The sequence below is a fragment of the Ancylobacter amanitiformis genome (assembly GCF_030814815.1).
GTDB lineage: Bacteria > Pseudomonadota > Alphaproteobacteria > Rhizobiales > Xanthobacteraceae > Ancylobacter > Ancylobacter amanitiformis.
In genome coordinates this window covers 23853-39469 of sequence record NZ_JAUSVR010000012.1, presented here as the reverse complement: position 1 = coordinate 39469, position 15617 = coordinate 23853, and the positions used below count along the sequence as shown (strand labels likewise).

Annotated in this window: 14 protein-coding genes and 1 tRNA gene; 12 read left to right on the top strand and 3 right to left on the bottom strand. The window is 70.1% G+C overall.

All coding sequences use genetic code 11. From position 1 onward, the window contains the following. Positions 1 to 96 precede the first annotated feature (96 nt). The 3 genes from trxA to QOZ99_RS16400 all read left to right on the top strand — a co-directional run bounded on the left by trxA (position 97) and on the right by QOZ99_RS16400 (position 3182). The gene (gene trxA, locus QOZ99_RS16410; protein ID WP_183191641.1) at positions 97 to 417 is read left to right on the top strand and encodes a thioredoxin; all 321 of its coding nucleotides are present in this window, start codon (positions 97 to 99) and stop codon (positions 415 to 417) included. Positions 418 to 559: 142 nt separating this feature from the next. Continuing rightward, entirely contained in the window at positions 560 to 1066 is a 507-nt protein-coding gene (locus QOZ99_RS16405) for a DUF1993 domain-containing protein (protein ID WP_306891076.1), read from the top strand. A 148-nt stretch (positions 1067 to 1214) separates the two neighbouring features. Then, positions 1215 to 3182, top strand: a complete 1968-nt coding sequence (locus QOZ99_RS16400; protein WP_306891075.1) for a c-type cytochrome — start codon at positions 1215 to 1217, stop codon at positions 3180 to 3182. 4 nt (positions 3183 to 3186) lie between these two features. On the opposite strand, the gene QOZ99_RS16395 is transcribed toward QOZ99_RS16400, so the two are convergent. Next, entirely contained in the window at positions 3187 to 3867 is a 681-nt protein-coding gene (locus QOZ99_RS16395; RefSeq protein ID WP_370876874.1) for a hypothetical protein, read from the bottom strand. 793 nt (positions 3868 to 4660) lie between these two features. Between QOZ99_RS16395 and QOZ99_RS16390 the strand changes: the two genes are divergently transcribed. The 6 genes from QOZ99_RS16390 to QOZ99_RS16365 all read left to right on the top strand — a co-directional run bounded on the left by QOZ99_RS16390 (position 4661) and on the right by QOZ99_RS16365 (position 12049). Beyond that, positions 4661 to 5776, top strand: coding sequence for a linear amide C-N hydrolase (locus tag QOZ99_RS16390; protein WP_306891073.1), 1116 nt, complete (start codon positions 4661 to 4663; stop codon positions 5774 to 5776). 324 nt (positions 5777 to 6100) lie between these two features. Beyond that, positions 6101 to 6373 carry a YtcA family lipoprotein gene (locus QOZ99_RS16385; protein WP_306891072.1) on the top strand — a complete coding sequence of 91 codons (273 nt, stop codon included), beginning with the start codon at positions 6101 to 6103 and terminating at the stop codon, positions 6371 to 6373. A 3-nt stretch (positions 6374 to 6376) separates the two neighbouring features. Beyond that, the gene (gene mdtN / locus QOZ99_RS16380; protein WP_306891071.1) at positions 6377 to 7441 is read left to right on the top strand and encodes a multidrug transporter subunit MdtN; all 1065 of its coding nucleotides are present in this window, start codon (positions 6377 to 6379) and stop codon (positions 7439 to 7441) included. Continuing rightward, on the top strand, positions 7425 to 9341 hold the full coding sequence (locus tag QOZ99_RS16375; RefSeq protein ID WP_306891070.1) for an FUSC family protein: 1917 nt from the start codon (positions 7425 to 7427) through the stop codon (positions 9339 to 9341). Before mdtN ends, QOZ99_RS16375 begins: the two co-directional genes overlap by 17 nt. Positions 9342 to 9361: 20 nt before the next feature. Further along, positions 9362 to 10924, top strand: a complete 1563-nt coding sequence (locus QOZ99_RS16370; RefSeq protein ID WP_306891069.1) for a TolC family protein — start codon at positions 9362 to 9364, stop codon at positions 10922 to 10924. A 183-nt stretch (positions 10925 to 11107) separates the two neighbouring features. After that, positions 11108 to 12049 carry an ABC transporter ATP-binding protein gene (locus QOZ99_RS16365; protein WP_306891068.1) on the top strand — a complete coding sequence of 314 codons (942 nt, stop codon included), beginning with the start codon at positions 11108 to 11110 and terminating at the stop codon, positions 12047 to 12049. Positions 12050 to 12181: 132 nt separating this feature from the next. Here QOZ99_RS16365 and QOZ99_RS16360 read toward each other — a convergent pair whose 3' ends face one another. Continuing rightward, on the bottom strand, positions 12182 to 12511 hold the full coding sequence (locus tag QOZ99_RS16360; RefSeq protein ID WP_306891067.1) for a hypothetical protein: 330 nt from the start codon (positions 12509 to 12511) through the stop codon (positions 12182 to 12184). A gap of 230 nt (positions 12512 to 12741) precedes the next feature. Here QOZ99_RS16360 and QOZ99_RS16355 point away from each other — a divergent pair, with 230 nt between their 5' ends. The 3 genes from QOZ99_RS16355 (at position 12742) to QOZ99_RS16345 (ending at position 13780) form a co-directional block, all read left to right on the top strand. After that, complete coding sequence (locus QOZ99_RS16355) at positions 12742 to 13053, top strand: hypothetical protein (RefSeq protein ID WP_183191647.1); 312 nt, start codon at positions 12742 to 12744, stop codon at positions 13051 to 13053. Between the two features lie 61 nt (positions 13054 to 13114). Continuing rightward, the gene (locus QOZ99_RS16350) at positions 13115 to 13579 is read left to right on the top strand and encodes a hypothetical protein (RefSeq protein WP_306891066.1); all 465 of its coding nucleotides are present in this window, start codon (positions 13115 to 13117) and stop codon (positions 13577 to 13579) included. Between the two features lie 115 nt (positions 13580 to 13694). Next, positions 13695 to 13780: transfer RNA gene (locus QOZ99_RS16345), tRNA-Leu, on the top strand. Positions 13781 to 13875: 95 nt separating this feature from the next. On the opposite strand, the gene QOZ99_RS16340 is transcribed toward QOZ99_RS16345, so the two are convergent. Further along, positions 13876 to 15312, bottom strand: coding sequence for a glycosyltransferase family 61 protein (locus QOZ99_RS16340; protein ID WP_306891065.1), 1437 nt, complete (start codon positions 15310 to 15312; stop codon positions 13876 to 13878). Between the last annotated feature and the right edge of the window lie 305 nt (positions 15313 to 15617).

The window sequence follows — 15617 nt, the reverse complement described above, 5'->3', positions numbered from 1 at the left end:
CGGCGCCTTGACGCCGGTGGGGGCAGCTACCTACTTTGCAGTCAACTTCCTTTGGGCTCCCGGGATTCGGGGGCCCCTGAATTTTGAGGTGTCCCAATGGGCGTCGAAAAGGTGTCGGACCAGAGCTTCGAGTCCGACGTGATCAAGTCTTCCGGCCCGGTTCTGGTGGATTTCTGGGCCGAGTGGTGCGGTCCCTGCCGCATGGTGGCTCCCGTCCTCGACGAGGTGGCGGGCGAGCTCGGCGAAAAGCTGAAGATCGTCAAGCTGAACGTCGACGAGAACCCCGCCACGGCTTCCAAATACGGCATCATGTCGATCCCGACGCTGCTGCTGTTCAAGGACGGCCAGCTGGCTTCCCGCCAGGTCGGCGCCGCGCCGAAGGCCAAGATGCTGCAGTGGATCAACAGCGCGATCTGATCGCGCCCGCGTCCCGCTGATCCAGACCCCGGAACGGCCTGCCGCTCCGGGGTTTTTTCATGCCCCCACGCCCTTTCTCCGAACTCGCCCCCGACTTTGCCGCCACCCCCGGGTCGCCTACGCGGCCCCGCGAGGAGAATCCATGCCGCTTTCCCTCTATGAAACCTCGATCCCCGTGTTCCAGCGGGCGCTCGGCAATCTCGACGCCATCCTGACCAAGGGCGGGGAATTTGCCGCCGCCCACGGCCTCGACCCCGCCGAACTGACCGGCGGGCGTCTCGCGCCCGACATGCTGCCGCTGACCGGCCAGATCCAGCGGGCGAGCGACACCGCAAAGTTTGCCGCCGCCCGCCTCACCGGCACGCCCGGGCCGAGCTTCGCCGATGACGAGGTCAGCTTCGCCGATCTGCACGCGCGCATCGCCCGCACGCTCGACTATCTCGCCGGTGTCGATCCGGCCGCGTTCGACGGCAGCGAGACGCGCGCCATCGTGGTGCCCTCGCGCGGCGGCGAGCGGCACTTCGTTGGCACCAGCTATGTGCTGAATTTCGCCCTGCCGAACCTCTTCTTCCACGTCGTCACCGCCTACGACATCCTGCGCCACAAGGGCGTGCAGGTGGGCAAGGCGGATTTCCTCGGCACGTACTGACCCCGTTCGACGCGCCCCGCCCCCCCGCGCGCGCCCTCGAAGACGGCTATTGCAAGGGTGTAACGCCCCGTCAGCCGTCTTCGGGGTGGCGGCCATCGTGCTTTCATGGAATCGTTCCATCAGGGACGGTAACGCTGGGGGGCGAGCCATGACCGTACGGACGAGAACGCGCATCGGGATTCTGCTGGGGCTGGCAACGGCGCTCGGGGGCCTTCACGCACCCGCCGCCTCGGCGCAGACGCCGGCACAGGTGACGGCGCCGTTGCCGGCCCCCGCATCCCCGGATGACGCGCTGGTGGCACGCGGCGAATATCTCGCCCGCGCCGCCGACTGCATGCCCTGCCACACCGCCCCCGGCGGCAAGCCCTATGCGGGCGGGCTCGGGCTCAACACCCCGTTCGGCACGCTCTACTCGGTCAACATCACCTCGGACCCCGAGACCGGCATCGGGTCGTGGACCTATGACGACTTCCGGCGTGCACTGCATGACGGCATCCGCAAGGACGGCGCCTATCTCTACCCGGCCATGCCGTTCGACGCCTATACCGGCATCGTCGAGGACGACCTCAAGGCGCTATGGGCCTATGTCCGGCGCATCCCGGCGGCGAACCAGCCCAATCCCGAGAACGGCCTCGCCTTTCCCTTCGACATCCGCCTCGGCATGCTCGCGTGGCGCGAACTGTTCTTCCGCCCGGCCAGCTTCGTGCCGACGCCGGGCCGCAGCGAGGAATGGAATCGCGGCGCCTATCTCGTGGAGACGCTCGGCCATTGCTCGGACTGCCACAGCCCGCGCAACATCATGGGCGCGATCAAGGGCAAGGCCGCCTTTACCGGCTCGGAGATCGACGGCTTCTACGCCCCCGACATCGCCTCCGCCGCGCTGGCCCGGATGTGGCAGAAGGACACGCTTGTCCAGTTCCTCAAGACCGGCTCGGCACCACAGAAGACCTCGGTATTCGGCCCGATGGCCGAGGTGATCCATGACAGCCTGAGCTATCTCACCGACGCCGACCTCGCGGCCATGGCGACCTATCTGCTCGACAGCCCGCCCCCGCCGGACGCCCCGGCGCCGCAGAAGGGCTCGCCGCTGCCGCCGGCGGTGCATGCCCGCGCGGCCAAGCTCTATGTCGACAATTGCGCCGCCTGCCACCAGCCGCAGGGCGCCGGCATCGAAGGCTCGATCCCCCCGCTCGCCGGCAACCCGGCGGTGATCGCGGACGAGCCCTATAATGTCATCACCGTCGCGCTGCAGGGTCTGCCGGCGGGCGGGCGCTACGGTGCCATGCCCTCCTTCGCCGGCCGCCTGTCGGACACGCAGCTCGCCGATCTCGTCAATTACGTGCGCACCAGCTGGGGCAACACCGCCACGCCCAACGCCACCGCGCGCATGGTCGCCGCCTGGCGCGAGAGCGTGAAAGTGCCCGATTACGGCACCCAGGCCGCCGCCGCCTTCGATTGCGATCATGTCGGCGGTGCCCCGGGCAATCGCGGGCCGGACCCGAAGGTCGTCGCCGCCCTGACCGCCGAAATCGCCGGCGGCAACCGCGACGTCTCGGCGCTGGTCGACAGCTACGAGGCGGCGGTGCCCGACGCCGCGCCCGCCGAAGTGGTGGACGCCCTCGCCTCCGCCTATTGCCCTGTCGTGGCAGCTTCCGGCGGCGAGACCTATGACAAGCTGGCCGAACTCAGCCGCTTCACCCTGCAGGCGGCGGCCGATGCCTCCGAGCCGGCCGCCGCCGTGCCCTTCCCGCCGGTCCCGGTGATCTGGGCGGTGCCGGCCGGCCCCTCGCTGGTGCAGCGCGAGCCGCGCAGCCTCGCCGGCCCGCTCACCTGCCCGGCCACGGACGGCAAGCTGGTGCCGCCGGCGCTGCTCACGCAGGCCGGCCCGCTCATCGGCACGCCGGCCCTGCCGGTGCCCGCCGCGACGGGTGCCGGCTGGGCGAGCGCGCTGGCGAAGACGGATCCCAAGGCCCGCCTGTCCGACATCGCCAATGCGCTGATCGCCACCTATTGCGGCGTGGTCAAGGGCGCCCCAGGGCTGGAGGAGGCGCAGCAGCACGCCTTCGTGCAGGCCTTCGGCCAGCAGGTGATCCAGACCTTGCAGACCACCCGCTGAAGTCTCACGGCGCCGGCGGCACCAGCGCCGGCGGCGGCGGAAAGGCGAGCACGGCGCGCGTGTAGCTCTCGGTCAGCGCGCTGAATGGCGTGCCGTCGGGCAAGGTCAGCACCGCGCGGTGCTCCAGCACGAAATCGGGAATGGCCAGCGGGTCCGCACCCGCGATCGGCAGCGGTGCGCCGGTCTCCCAGCCCTCCGGCAGCGGGCGCCACAGCAAGGTCGCCTTCAGCGTGGTGCGGCGGAAATCGAGCGGGCGCACCACACGGCCGAACGAGGTGTCGGTGGTCTCCAACTGCTGGTTCATCTCGGCAGTCAACCGCGCGGGAACGTACCAGTTATCCGCCTCGGACAGCACATGCGCGCCGCAGCGCAGCCGCACCCGCCGGTAGCGCACCGGCTCCTCCGGCCCAACCTTGAGCCGGGCGCGGATCTCGCCATCCGCCGGCTTGTCCGCCCCCGTCACCCGGTCGGCAACGATGGTGGGCGGCTCGGCAAGCCGATGCGCGCCGCACCAGCGGTCGAGCGTCAGCGTTGCGCTGGCATTGGCGAGCAGGTCGGCGTTCAGCGTCTCGATCAGCGCCAGCGCCGCCAGACGCGCGGCGGTGCTGTCGGGCCACGGCGGCGCGCCCTCGGCACGCACGGGCGCGGGGGCGGTGAGAACGGCGAGAAGCAACGCGGCCGGCATCGCCAGACAGGCGCGCGGCTTGCGGCACGTGACCGCCACCCGGTGCGAGGGGGCCGGCGAGGCAATCGGCGACGGCGCGGGCAGAGGGGTCGATGTCATGATCACGTCCACGGGTCGTTGGCGAGGGGCGCGGGCCGATCGCGCTCCCCGCCCACAGGTCCATTATGATTGAACGCGCCGGCGTCCTTGCGCGTCATCGGACGTAGCACCGGATGCCGGATGAAGAAATCCCGCGGGCGCTGGATGGCTGGACCGGCCGGCTGGCGAAGTGGCGGCGGACACCATGACGCATGAGCGGGCGCTGGATCACCGGAGCGGAGCAGTCGGCGGGCACGAAAACACGCCGAGGACTGCCACCCGGCCGTGCGGCCGGTGGGCGGCGTGAGGCATCCCATAGCCGCCGATGCCGCCTTCCGGCGTCCGCTCCCGGCAGGGGGCATGGAGGCGCCGTTCCAGATCCGCCGCGCGGAACGGGGCGATGATGCCCCGCACGCCGCATCGGCATGGATGAAAATGTCGAACCCGCTCTCCTCCCGCCGCGTGCCGGCGCAGCGCAGATCGGCGCGCACGGCCCGGGCGGGACTTTTCCACGCCCCCTCCGGCCGGCTAACCTCGCCATGCGAGGAAGCGTCGCCTCGGCGACAGTGAAGGAGGTGCCGCAAAGGGCGCAACACCGTGTCGCCACACCCACACCCACACCCACACCCACACCCACACCCACGCCCACGCCGTCTCGCCGTTGCCCCCGGCAGCGCTATGAACGAACCCGACCATTTTTGAGGAACAGTCCGGCATGTGCACATCCCTCATCTACAGCGACGCGGCCGGGAAGGTCTATTTCGGGCGGACCCTCGAACTGACGATCGAACTGCCCTATCAGATGGTCTTCCTGCCGGCCGGCCTCGCCACCACCTCGCAGGTCGAGGGTCATCCCGCGGTCGAGTACCGCGCGCGCCATGCCGCGCTGGCCGTGACCATGCCGTACCGGACGCCGACGCCGCAGGCGCCGATCGGCCTCGGCGACCTGAAAGTGCTCGAAGGGCTGAACGACCAGGGCCTCACCTTCAGCCTGCTGTCCTATCCGGCGGCGGGGGGCGGGCAGCGGTCGCTGGCGATGACCCGCGCCGTGCTCTCCGCCTCCGATCTCGGCAGCTGGGTGCTCGGCCAGTTCGCCAGCGTGGGCGAGGTCAAGGCCGCGTTGGCCGAACAGCCGGTGCAGGTGGTGCCGCTGTCCATTCTGGGCGGCGTGGAATCGCCGTTTCACTATGTGGTGCACGACGCCTCGGGCGCCGCGCTGGTCATCGAGTTCAACCGCGGCGAGATGAGCGTCATCGACAACCCGGTGGGGGTGATGACCAACGGGCCGGAATTCGGCTGGCACCTCACCAATCTCGACAATTACACCTTCCTCGGCAATGTCGACAGGTCCAGCGCCAGCTTCGGCCGCTACACGGCGGTGCAGCCGGATTCCGGCATCGCCACGGCGGGGCTGCCATCGTCGAACACGTCGGTGGGCCGCTTCGTTCGCGCCGCCTTTTACGCGCAATATGCCGAGAAGGCCGCGACACCGGATCTCGCCGTGCTGGCGCTCGCCCACATCCTCAACAATTTCGACCGGCCGCGCGGCCTCACCATCGACTATCCCGAGCAGGGCGGCGGGCATCTCGAGGTCGCCGGGCTGGAGGAGCCGGGCGCGCAGGCCTACGCCACCGAATTCACCTCCTGGACCAGCCTTGTCGATCTCGATCGCAAGCTGTTCTTCCTGCGCGGCTATGGCAGCCTCAACTACACCCGCTTCGATCTCAACGCCCTCGCCGCAACCGGCGAGCCACGGGTGCTGCCCTTCCACCGCATCGACGGCGCCGCCACCGATGCGACGGCGGCGCTGATCAACGCGACGGCGGCCTGAAGGACAGCGCGACAGGGCTGGAGATTTCGCCCGGCAAATCGTCATGGGTGAACCTTCCCGGCGGCATCGCCGGCAGGCTTGCTGCCGTCTCGCTCCTGTGCCGCGCGCGGGAGGCGACGTGGATGGATGCGGCGAGTGCCCGGCTCCTTGCCGGCGCGGCGGCCTGATGATCGGCGCTCGGCCGGCGATGCGGGAGAGCCGGAGGAGCGAACGCAAGCGGCAGAGGACAACTCGGAATGGATGCCCCCCGCCCGGGTTGGTTTGGCGCGGGGCTGCTGGTAATCATGTTTGTCGGCGCGGGGCGGACCGGGGGTGGAACACGGCATGGAGCTTCGGCGCATCATTGGCCTGTTCGCGCCGGCGGCATTCGGCGTGAGCGGGTGCTCCGCGCCGCTGAGCCCCTCGCTTCCCCTGTTCGGCGCCTATTTCCCCTTCTGGCTGATCTGTCTGACCGCCGGCGTCATCGGCGCGGTGGTGCTGCGCGCGCTGTTCATCCGCATCGACCTTGATGATCTCCTGCCCTGGCGGCTTCTGGTTTACGTGTGCCTGGCGGCGGCCATCGGCTTTGCCCTGGCGCTCACCCTGTATGGGCGGTGAGCCATGGCGGATGAAAAACCGGCGCCCTCGGCCTATTCCCATCGCCGCAGCCTGCTCGGCTCCACGCTCGGGGCGCTGATCATCGTGGCGGCGATCGGCGCCGGCTGGCTCTATTTCCGCCAGTCCGCGCTCAACCCGCTGTCGGAGGACGCCGTCCTCACCGCCAACATCGTCAATATCGCCGCCACCGTGCCGGGCCAGATCGTCTCCATCGCGGTGGTGGAGAACCAGAAAGTGGCGAAAGGCGACCTGCTCTTCGCCCTCGACCCGGAGCCCTACCGGCTCGCTGTCGAGCAGACGCGGGCGGACCTCGCCATCGCCACGGCGGCGCGCGACACGCAGCGCCGCACCATCAGCGCCGAGCAGTCCAACGCCGCCATCGCCGCCGAGCAGATCGCGCGGGCGCGCACCAATCTCGCGCTGGCCGAGCAGACGCTGGCGCGGCTCACCCCGCTCCTGCCCAAGGGCTATGTCACCGCGCAGCAGGTCGACGACGCCCGCACGGCGCGGGACGATGCGCGCGTCAGCCTCACCCAGGCGACGAAACAGGCGCAGGCCGCCGACAGCCTCGTCAGCACGCTGGACGGGGCGGAGGCGCTGGTCGAGGCCCGCCGTGCCGCGCTGGCGCTGGCCGAGCGCAGCCTCGCCCACACGCAGGTGCGCTCTCCCCATGACGGCCGCGTCGTCGGGCTCACCATCTCCACCGGCGAGATCCTCGCGCCGGGCCAATCGGTGTTCACGCTGATCGACACCGAGCACTGGTACGCCTCCGCCTCCTTCCGCGAGACCGAACTGGAGACGATCGCGGTCGGCGACTGCGCCCGCGTCTACGCGCTCGCCAACCGCGCGGTGCCGATTGCCGGCCGGGTGGAAGGCATCGGCTGGGGCGTCATCTCGGAAGACCTCGTGAACCTGCCGCGCAACCTGCCCTATCTGCCGAAATCGCTGAACTGGGTGCGGATCGCCCAGCGCTTCCCGGTGCGCATCCGGCTCATCGATCCCCCCGAGAACCTGACGCGGATCGGCGCATCCGCCGTTGCGATCGTGCACCATGGCGACCGCTGCTGACGCCCGGGCCGCCGCGCCCGCGCCCTCGCTGCTGGCCCGGATGCGCCATGATCTCGCGCCCTTTCCCGGCCGCGCGGCGCTGACCTGGCGCATCGCCCTGCTCTGCGCGCTGGTGGTGGGCGTGGCCATGCTCTACCAGATTCCGGAAGCGGCGATCAGCTGCTACCTCGTCATCTTCCTCATGAAGCCGGATGCGGCGCAGAATGTCGGCACCGCGCTCGCGCTCATCGTGCTGGTCTCGCTGGTCGTCGCCTTCGTCGTGCTCTTGGTCAACCTCACGGTCGATTCCCCGCCGTTGCGGCTCATCACCATCGCGCTGGTGTCCTTCGTCTTCCTGTTCATCGGCGCGGCGACCCAGCTCGGGGAGATTGGCGGCGTCATCGCGCTGATCATCGCCTATGCGCTGACGCTGGTGAACGTGGTGCCAGTCGCCGATGCGGCGACGCTGGGCCTGCGCTATGCGTGGTACCTGGTCGCGCTGCCCATGGCGATGATGGCCCTGTTCAACATCGCCATGGGCCTCTCGCCCGTGCGCCTCGCCCGCGCCACCCTGCGCGAGCGGCTGGAGGCGAGCGCCCGCGCCATAGCCGGCGGCGCGCCGGCCGCCGACCCCGTCCTTGCCGCCCGGCTCGGCGAGGGCAATGGCGAGGCCGAGAAGCGCGCCGGGCTGATCCGTCTCCTTCACATGGTGCCCTCCCCCGCCGCCGGCCAGCTGGCGCGCGATGTCCGGGCCGGCTACCGCCTGATGCTGGCCGCCGCCGGCCTGACGGACGATCTCGACGCCAGCCGCCGCGCCGCACTGGTCGGCCATATCGAGCGCATCATCGCGGCACTGGATGCCGGGGAGGCACCGCCCGCGCCTCCTCTGCCAGCCAGCGGAGCCGGCCGCGCCGAGCACGCGGCATGGGAGGCGCTCGCCATCATCGCCGGCGGGCCGGAAGGCGAGATCACCCCGGCCCCCAAGCCGCCCTTTCTCAGGCCCGACGCGTTCGGCAATCCCGCCTACCAGCGCTTTGCGCTGAAGACGACGGCGGCGGCCATCATCTGCTACGTCATGTATACCGGCCTCAACTGGCAGGGCATCCACACCGCGCTCATCACCTGCTATGTCGCCGCGCTCGGCACGACCGGGGAGACGCTGCACAAGCTGGGCCTGCGCATTGTCGGCTGCCTGATCGGCGCGACGCTGGGGGTGGCCTCGATCCTGTTCGTCGTCCCGCATCTGGAATCGGTCGGCGGGCTGATGGCGCTGATCTTCGCCGGCATCCTGCTGGCCGCCTGGGTCTCCACCGGCCCCGAGCGCATCGCCTATGGCGGCGTGCAGATCGGCCTCGCCTTCCTGCTCACCGTGGTGCAGGGCTTCGGCCCCAGCCTCGACCTCGACAGCGCGCGCGATCGCATCGTCGGCATCCTGCTTGGCAATGTGGTCATCTACCTCATCTTCACGCAGGTCTGGGTCGTGTCGATCGAGAGCGCCGCGCGCGCGCATCTGGCGGCCGCGCTGAATGGGCTGGCCCGTCTCGCGAGCCTCGCGCCAAGACGACGGGCCGGAGCGATCGGTGACGCGGCGGCGGCGGCCGAGCATCTCGCCCATGCCCGCGACATGCTGGAACTCGTGGCTTTCGAGCCGACCGGCATCCGGCCCTCGGTGGCAACCGCGGAAGCGCTGGAAGCGGCGCGGGCGGAGATTTCCGCCCTCAACCGCGACATCTACCTGAGCGCGGATGACCTTTCCCCCTTCGCCGCGCGGCTCGGCGCGATCGCCCGGGCGATCGACGCGCCGGAAGACGGTTCGGCCGCGGAAACGATGGAGGGAACGGCGCAGAACGAGACGGACAGCCCTGCCGTCATCGGCCGGCGGCTCGCCCGCCTCCGGCGTCTCATGGCGGTACGCGCATGATGGAGCGGCGGGTTGGCGAAATGAGGGGGCGCGGCACACGATGGCCGGCGCGCCTTGCCGCCGCGATCCTCGCCGCCGGTCTGATTGCCGGCTGCGCGCCGAACGCCGCCAACATGGCCGCGCCCGCCGCCGATCGGCCGTGGAAGCCGAGCGGCCATGAAGACGGGCTGTGGAGCGCGCAGCCGCCGGCGACGGAGCCCGCGGCAAGCGCGGCGACCGCCACCGACGGCCGGGCGCCGGCCGCCGATTTCAGCGTGCCGGCCAATCCCCGGCTCGCCGAGCTGCCGCACGCGGTGGAGGTCGATCCCCGGCGCAGCTACCGCCTGCCGGAGCTGATCGATATCGCCCAGCGCAACAACCCGGCGACGCGCGTCGCCTGGCAGCGGGCGCGCGAGGCGGCGCTGGCGGTGGGCATGGTGGAGGCGACCTACCTGCCGCTCATCACCGCCAACGTGGTCGGCGGCTACCAGTCGGTGAGTTCGCCGCTGCCGGTCCCGGTGGGCACGCAGCGCTATTTCGACACCACGGCCGAAGGCGTGTCGCCCTCCATCGCGCTGCAATGGCTGATCTTCGATTTCGGCCAGCGCAGCGCGGTCGCCGATGCCGCCAAGCACGGCGCGGTCGCCGCCAACGTGCTGTTCAATGGCGAGCACCAGAAGCTGATCTTCGACGTCACCCGCTCCTATTACCTCTACAGCGCCGCCGTCACCCGGACCAGGATCGCCCGGCAGACGCTGCGCAACAGCATGGCCATCCGCGATGCCGCCGAGGAGCGGCTGGCCAGGGGGCTCGCCACCACGGTGGAGGTGGCCCAGGCCCGCCAGCAGGTGGCGCAATCGGAACTGCGCCGCGTGCAGGCCGAGGGGCAGGAGCGCGACACCTACCAGGTGCTGCTCGCCTCCATGGGCGTGAACGCGACTCTGGCCATTCATGTCGCTGATGCCGGCGAACGTCGCCTGCCCGACGCGGTGAAAGTGCCGCTCGACCAGATGATCACGCTCGCGCTGTCGCAGCGGCCGGACGTGATCGCCAGCTATTCCGCGCTCGCGGCCACCCGCTCGGGCATCAAGGCAGCGGAAGCCGCCTATCTTCCCAAAGTGTTCGTCGCCGGCGCGGTGGCCACCGGCCAGGGCAGTTTCAACGCGAACGGCCTTCCCGGCATCGGCCAGCAGGCGACCGGCTCGGGCGTGCTGATCGGCGCCACCGTCCCGCTCTACGATGCCGGCCTGCGGGCGGCCGAACTGAAGCAGGCGCAATCGCGCGCCGCCGCGGCGGAGGGCACGTTCCACCGCACCCAGACCGCGGCGGTGACGGAGATCGTCGCCGCCAACAACGCGCTGCGCACGGCGCTGGAATCCTACCGTGCCGCCACCGCGCTGACGAGCGCGGCCAGCGTCACCTATGATGCCGCGCTGGAGGCCTATCGCAACGGGGTCGGCACCGTGACGGTGGCGACGGCCGCCGATTCGGGGCTGCTCGACGCACGCCAGGCGCGGGCCGATGCCCACGCCGCCGCTCTCGTCAGCGCCGCGAACCTCGCCTTCGTCGTCGGTGCCATGACCTCGCGCGACGCGGTTCCCTGAGGCCGGCCGTATCGCCGGCGCGTTCGAACGCGCGCGGGACGACCGCGTGAGCGCGCGTGCCGGCCTTGATCGTCGTCATCGACCGGCGCATGGCGGCGGCGCATTGTGGCGGAACTGCCTGACGTGGCCCCAGGGGATACCTGCCACCTGCCACCTGCCACCTGCCATCCGCCGGAGAGTGCCGTGCCGCGCACCCTGTTTCAGTTCGTCTGGCGCGTCAGCGGCTGGCATCAGCTCGCCCTCATCGGCATGTCGGCCTTCGTGCTGGTGATCGAGATCGCGCCGATCGAGATCCAGCGCCGCATCGTCAACGACACCATCAAGGGCGGCATGCTGCAGCCGATCCTCGTGCTGGTCGGCGCCTATCTCGCGGTGACGGTGACGGAGGGACTGCTCAAGCTCGCGCTCAACATGTACCGCAACTGGCTCGGCGAGCACGCGGTGCTGTGGCTGCGCGAGGCGGTATTCGCCGTCGCCGACGCCGACGGCCCGCGCGCGGTGCCGGTCGCCACCGAGGGCATCCAGCTCTCCATCGTGCTCGACGAGGCCGACCCGGTGGGCAGCTTCGTCGGCGAGAGCATCAGCGAGCCCGTGCTGCAGGCCGGCGTGTTCGTGGTGGTGACGATCTACCTGCTCTACCTGCAGCCGGTCATGGCGCTGGTGATCGCCGGCGTGTTCGTGCCGCAGATGGTGTTCGTGCCGATCATGCAGGAGGCGATCAACCGGCGCATCAGCACGCGGGTGACACTCTATCGCGGGCTGAGCACCGGCATCGTCAATGCGCGCGGGGCGCACGACCCCGATGGCAGCCAGCGCGGCAAGATCCAGGCGGTCTTCGCCACCAACATGAGCATCTACTGGCTGAAATACATCATGAATCTCATGATGAACCTGATGACCCATGGCGGCGTCGCCACCATTCTCGCGCTGGGCGGCTATTTCGTCGTCACCGGCCAGACCGAGATCGGCACGGTCGTCGCCTTCCTCTCAGCGCTGTCCAAGGTGAACGATCCCTGGAGCGAGCTGGTCACCTGGTATCGCGACATGCGCGCCGCGCAGGTGAAATACGCCCTCCTGCGCAGCGCCGCGGCGATCGGCGCCATCGATGGCAACCACCGAGGCTGACGGCCCATCGCATCGGTCCGCCACGGCCCGCAGGCCGCGCCGGACGGGTATTTCAAAACCTCCGATACCGGTTGCGGCGCGTCTCTTCACGCCGCCCGGAATGGCGCTATATCGAGAGCGTTCGGGACGGGCTCAGCGCCAGACATACCAGCAGCGACGGACCGGCCGCCCCCAGTTGTCGCGGCGCCAGCCGCATACCCGGCGGCGGCGGCCGCGACGATAGCTCGGCGGCGGGCCCCAGCCACCGCGCGGAGGCGGGCCCGGGGGAGGTCCCCATTGCGCCGGCTCCAGCGGCGTGCCGTCCGGGGCTGCCGCTGGCATGTCCCTGAGCCCGCCTTCCGGCAGGCCGGCATCGAGCCGGCCGAGCGGCGTCGCCGCGGCACCTGAGGAAACCAGCCCCGCGCCGGCAAGGCTCGCGCCAGCCAGGCCCGCGAGACTGAGAATGAACCCGCGTCTGTTCATGTGCACCTCCCATTCGCCCCTCCCGGTCGCATCGGCCGCGATCGCGGCGGCGGGCAGGGGTCATGGCGACGAGAGTGCCCGACCGGCGTTGAACGCGCGGTGAGCGCGCCGTTTATCGCCTGTTAACCAGCAGGCCTCAGTTTTGCCACTGGATTTCCCATCGGGCGGCACCTTCGGTGTGTCGCCCGCACGGGCGCGCAACCACGCGCCGTGATCGAAGCGAGGACGACATGCACAGATTCGCCTCCACGCTGCGGGCAACCCTTGCCCTTTCCGTGCTGGTGCCCGCGCTGCTGGCGAGCGCCGCGCCGGCGCAGGCCAACAATACCGGCGCGCTGATCGGCGGGCTGGTAGCCGGTGCGCTGGTCGGTTCGGCGGTGACGGCCGCGACCCGGCCGCAACCCTATTACTATTATAGCGCTCCGCCGCCGCCGGCCTATTATCCGCCGCCGCCGCGGGCCTATCCCCCGCCCGGCCCGGCCTACGGCCCCGGCTATTGCGGCGCCCCGCCCTATCCGCCCTGCCGCACGCCGGTCTACTGATCCCGGCATGTCGAAACCGGCCCCTTTTCCCGGCTTCCCCCGGAAGCGACAAGGTCGTCCCATGATCAAGACCGCTGCTGCCGCCCTCTGCCTCGTCATGAGCTTCGGCATCGCCCAGGCGCAAACCGCGACCTCGGCCACCGCGCCCGCCCCGGCGCAACCTGCGCCGGAAACGATCGTCGCCGATCTGCCCTCGCCCGCCGACTGCACCTTCACCAAGGTGTTCGTCTGCGACGGCGAGAAGGGCTGCGCGCCGGCCAAGGAACTGGGCACGATCGACCTGCCGGCGCGCTTCCTGGTGCATTATGGCAAGCGCATCATCGCCAGCGTCTCCGATAGCGGGCTGCCGCATATCAGCCAGATCGACGCCGCCGCCAGCGCCGGCGACAACATCACGCTGCACGGCACGGAAGACCTGGTGGGCTGGATCATGCAGCTCTCGCGCACGCGGCCCGATGTGACGCTCACCACCGTATCGCCGGACCGGGTGCTGACCGCGTTCGGCACCTGCACGCCCGCCCCCTGAGGGCGCGCGGCGCCTTCGGACACCGTCGCCTGTGCGCGGCGCGACGGCGCGGCTTGCTCGCCGCGCCGGGAACATTATAGTCCCAGTACTTTCCGTCGGCGAATAGGCCGACCTCGCGGGTGTGGCGGAATGGTAGACGCGACGGACTCAAAATCCGTTTCTGGCGACAGAGTGTCGGTTCGAGTCCGACCACCCGCACCATTTGCCGCACCATTTGCCGCATCGGACGTCGCGCGCCGTCCGCACGGGCCTTCCGGCTGCGGAGCAGCGGTGGCAACAACCTTTTTCGGACACCCCTAGCCGGAGCGCGTGCGCGCCGCGAGCCGCCGCAGGACGCCGCGGATGAGCGCCGCAGCATCCCGGTAGCCGGCGGCGCGCCGCCCGAGGGCCGTGGGGGCCGTGGGCCCGCCGCGTTCGCGCGTGTCGGACGGGGACGCCGTCGTCGTCGCCGGCACCACCCCCCACTCGGCGAACACCGCCCGCAGGTCGTCGGGGGAAATCGTATAGTCGGAGAATTTGCGATACGCCTCGTCCATCCGCACGCAGGTGCCGGGCAAGACCTGTGCTTCCACGCCGATTTCCTCCATCAGATGCGTGAAGGTCGGCAGGTTCTCAAGGAACGGATGATTGAGGATCAGCATCCGCGTGCCGGGACGCGCATGCATCGCCATCAGCATCTGCGAGCCGTCCGGACCGATGATCATCTCGGCATTGCGGCACAGAGAGACCTGGAAGTGGAAATCATGGTCCTCGGGATAGAATACCTCGAAGCCGGCGGCACGGCAGGTATCCATGACCTCGACGTCGTTCATCAGCTTGCGGTGCAGCGACATCTTGCGCGCCAGGAAGATCCGCCTGGGGGTGCCCTCGATCGGCCTGATCGCCTCGGCCATCGCCCGGCACAGCCCCGCCGTATAGGCCGGCTGGGGCGAGATGTAGTGCACCGTGATGGGCATGCCGGCCGGCGGCATGATCGGCACGAAGCACAGATTGGTGGGGACCCAGAGCCGCCGCACGAAGCGCGTGCGCAGCGCGCCGACCTCGATGATGGGATGGCGCCCCTCGCTGTAGAGCGCCATCGCGTCGCGCTGGCTCTGCGGCAGGCCGGCATCGATCAGGATCGGCACGCCATCCGCCAGGCCCTGCGTGCGCAGCACGAATAGCCGCAGGACATATTCGACAATCCAGTGACCGAAATTATACGCGGTGACGCCGATAAGGTCGATCGCCTCATCCAGAGGCGGGCCATCCTGCGGCCCGAGAAGCGCGGCGGCCGGCGCGCCCGAAGGCTGCTCGAACAGCACGGGGTCGAACCGGTAGTCGGTCGGCCGCGCCGCCAGTTCCTCGTCATGATAGTCGGCCAGCAGTGTATCGCCCACGCGCACGATGCCCGAGCGCCCGGTGACCCAGGCATCGTCCAGCCGGATGGCGACGACCGGCCGATGGTTCACCTCCACCGGCGGCTCCGTCGGGGTGCCACGCACCTGCGATGTCTTGATGAAGCCCGGCCCGCCAGGGTGCCCCTCACCGACGATGCCGCCGGTTTTCTTGGCATGGGCGTAGAGCGAACCGAAAGCCTGCATCCGCGCCGATGCGTCGCCGCCAAGGGCCTGCGCGAACGCGCCCGCCGCTCCCAGCGGGGCGTCGGCCGCCGCGATCGACCTCAGTTTCAGCTGGAACAGCTCGCCGGCCGTGCCGGCGAGGAACGGGGCGTCCAGAATGGAACGCAGCATCGGCTGAATATCGGACGACACCACCGACCCCCAGGGCACAAGAGGACGTGTATGAATGTTGCTGCATACCGTACCGACCATGTCGTGACTAGTTATAAACCTTGAGGAAGCGCCCAGCGCGGGACTTCGCGGACGCTCTCGGGCGCAATGTTGCGCAATAGCCTCACCCGGAGCGCCGGCCATCCGGCGCGGGCGTGGACGCCCCCCATCACGCGACCCACCCGATACCGCTCGGCAAGCTTCGCGTCCGAGAGCGGCCGCGCGCTGGACCGCACCCTGCGATCGCGGCCATTCGGCAAGGGGGC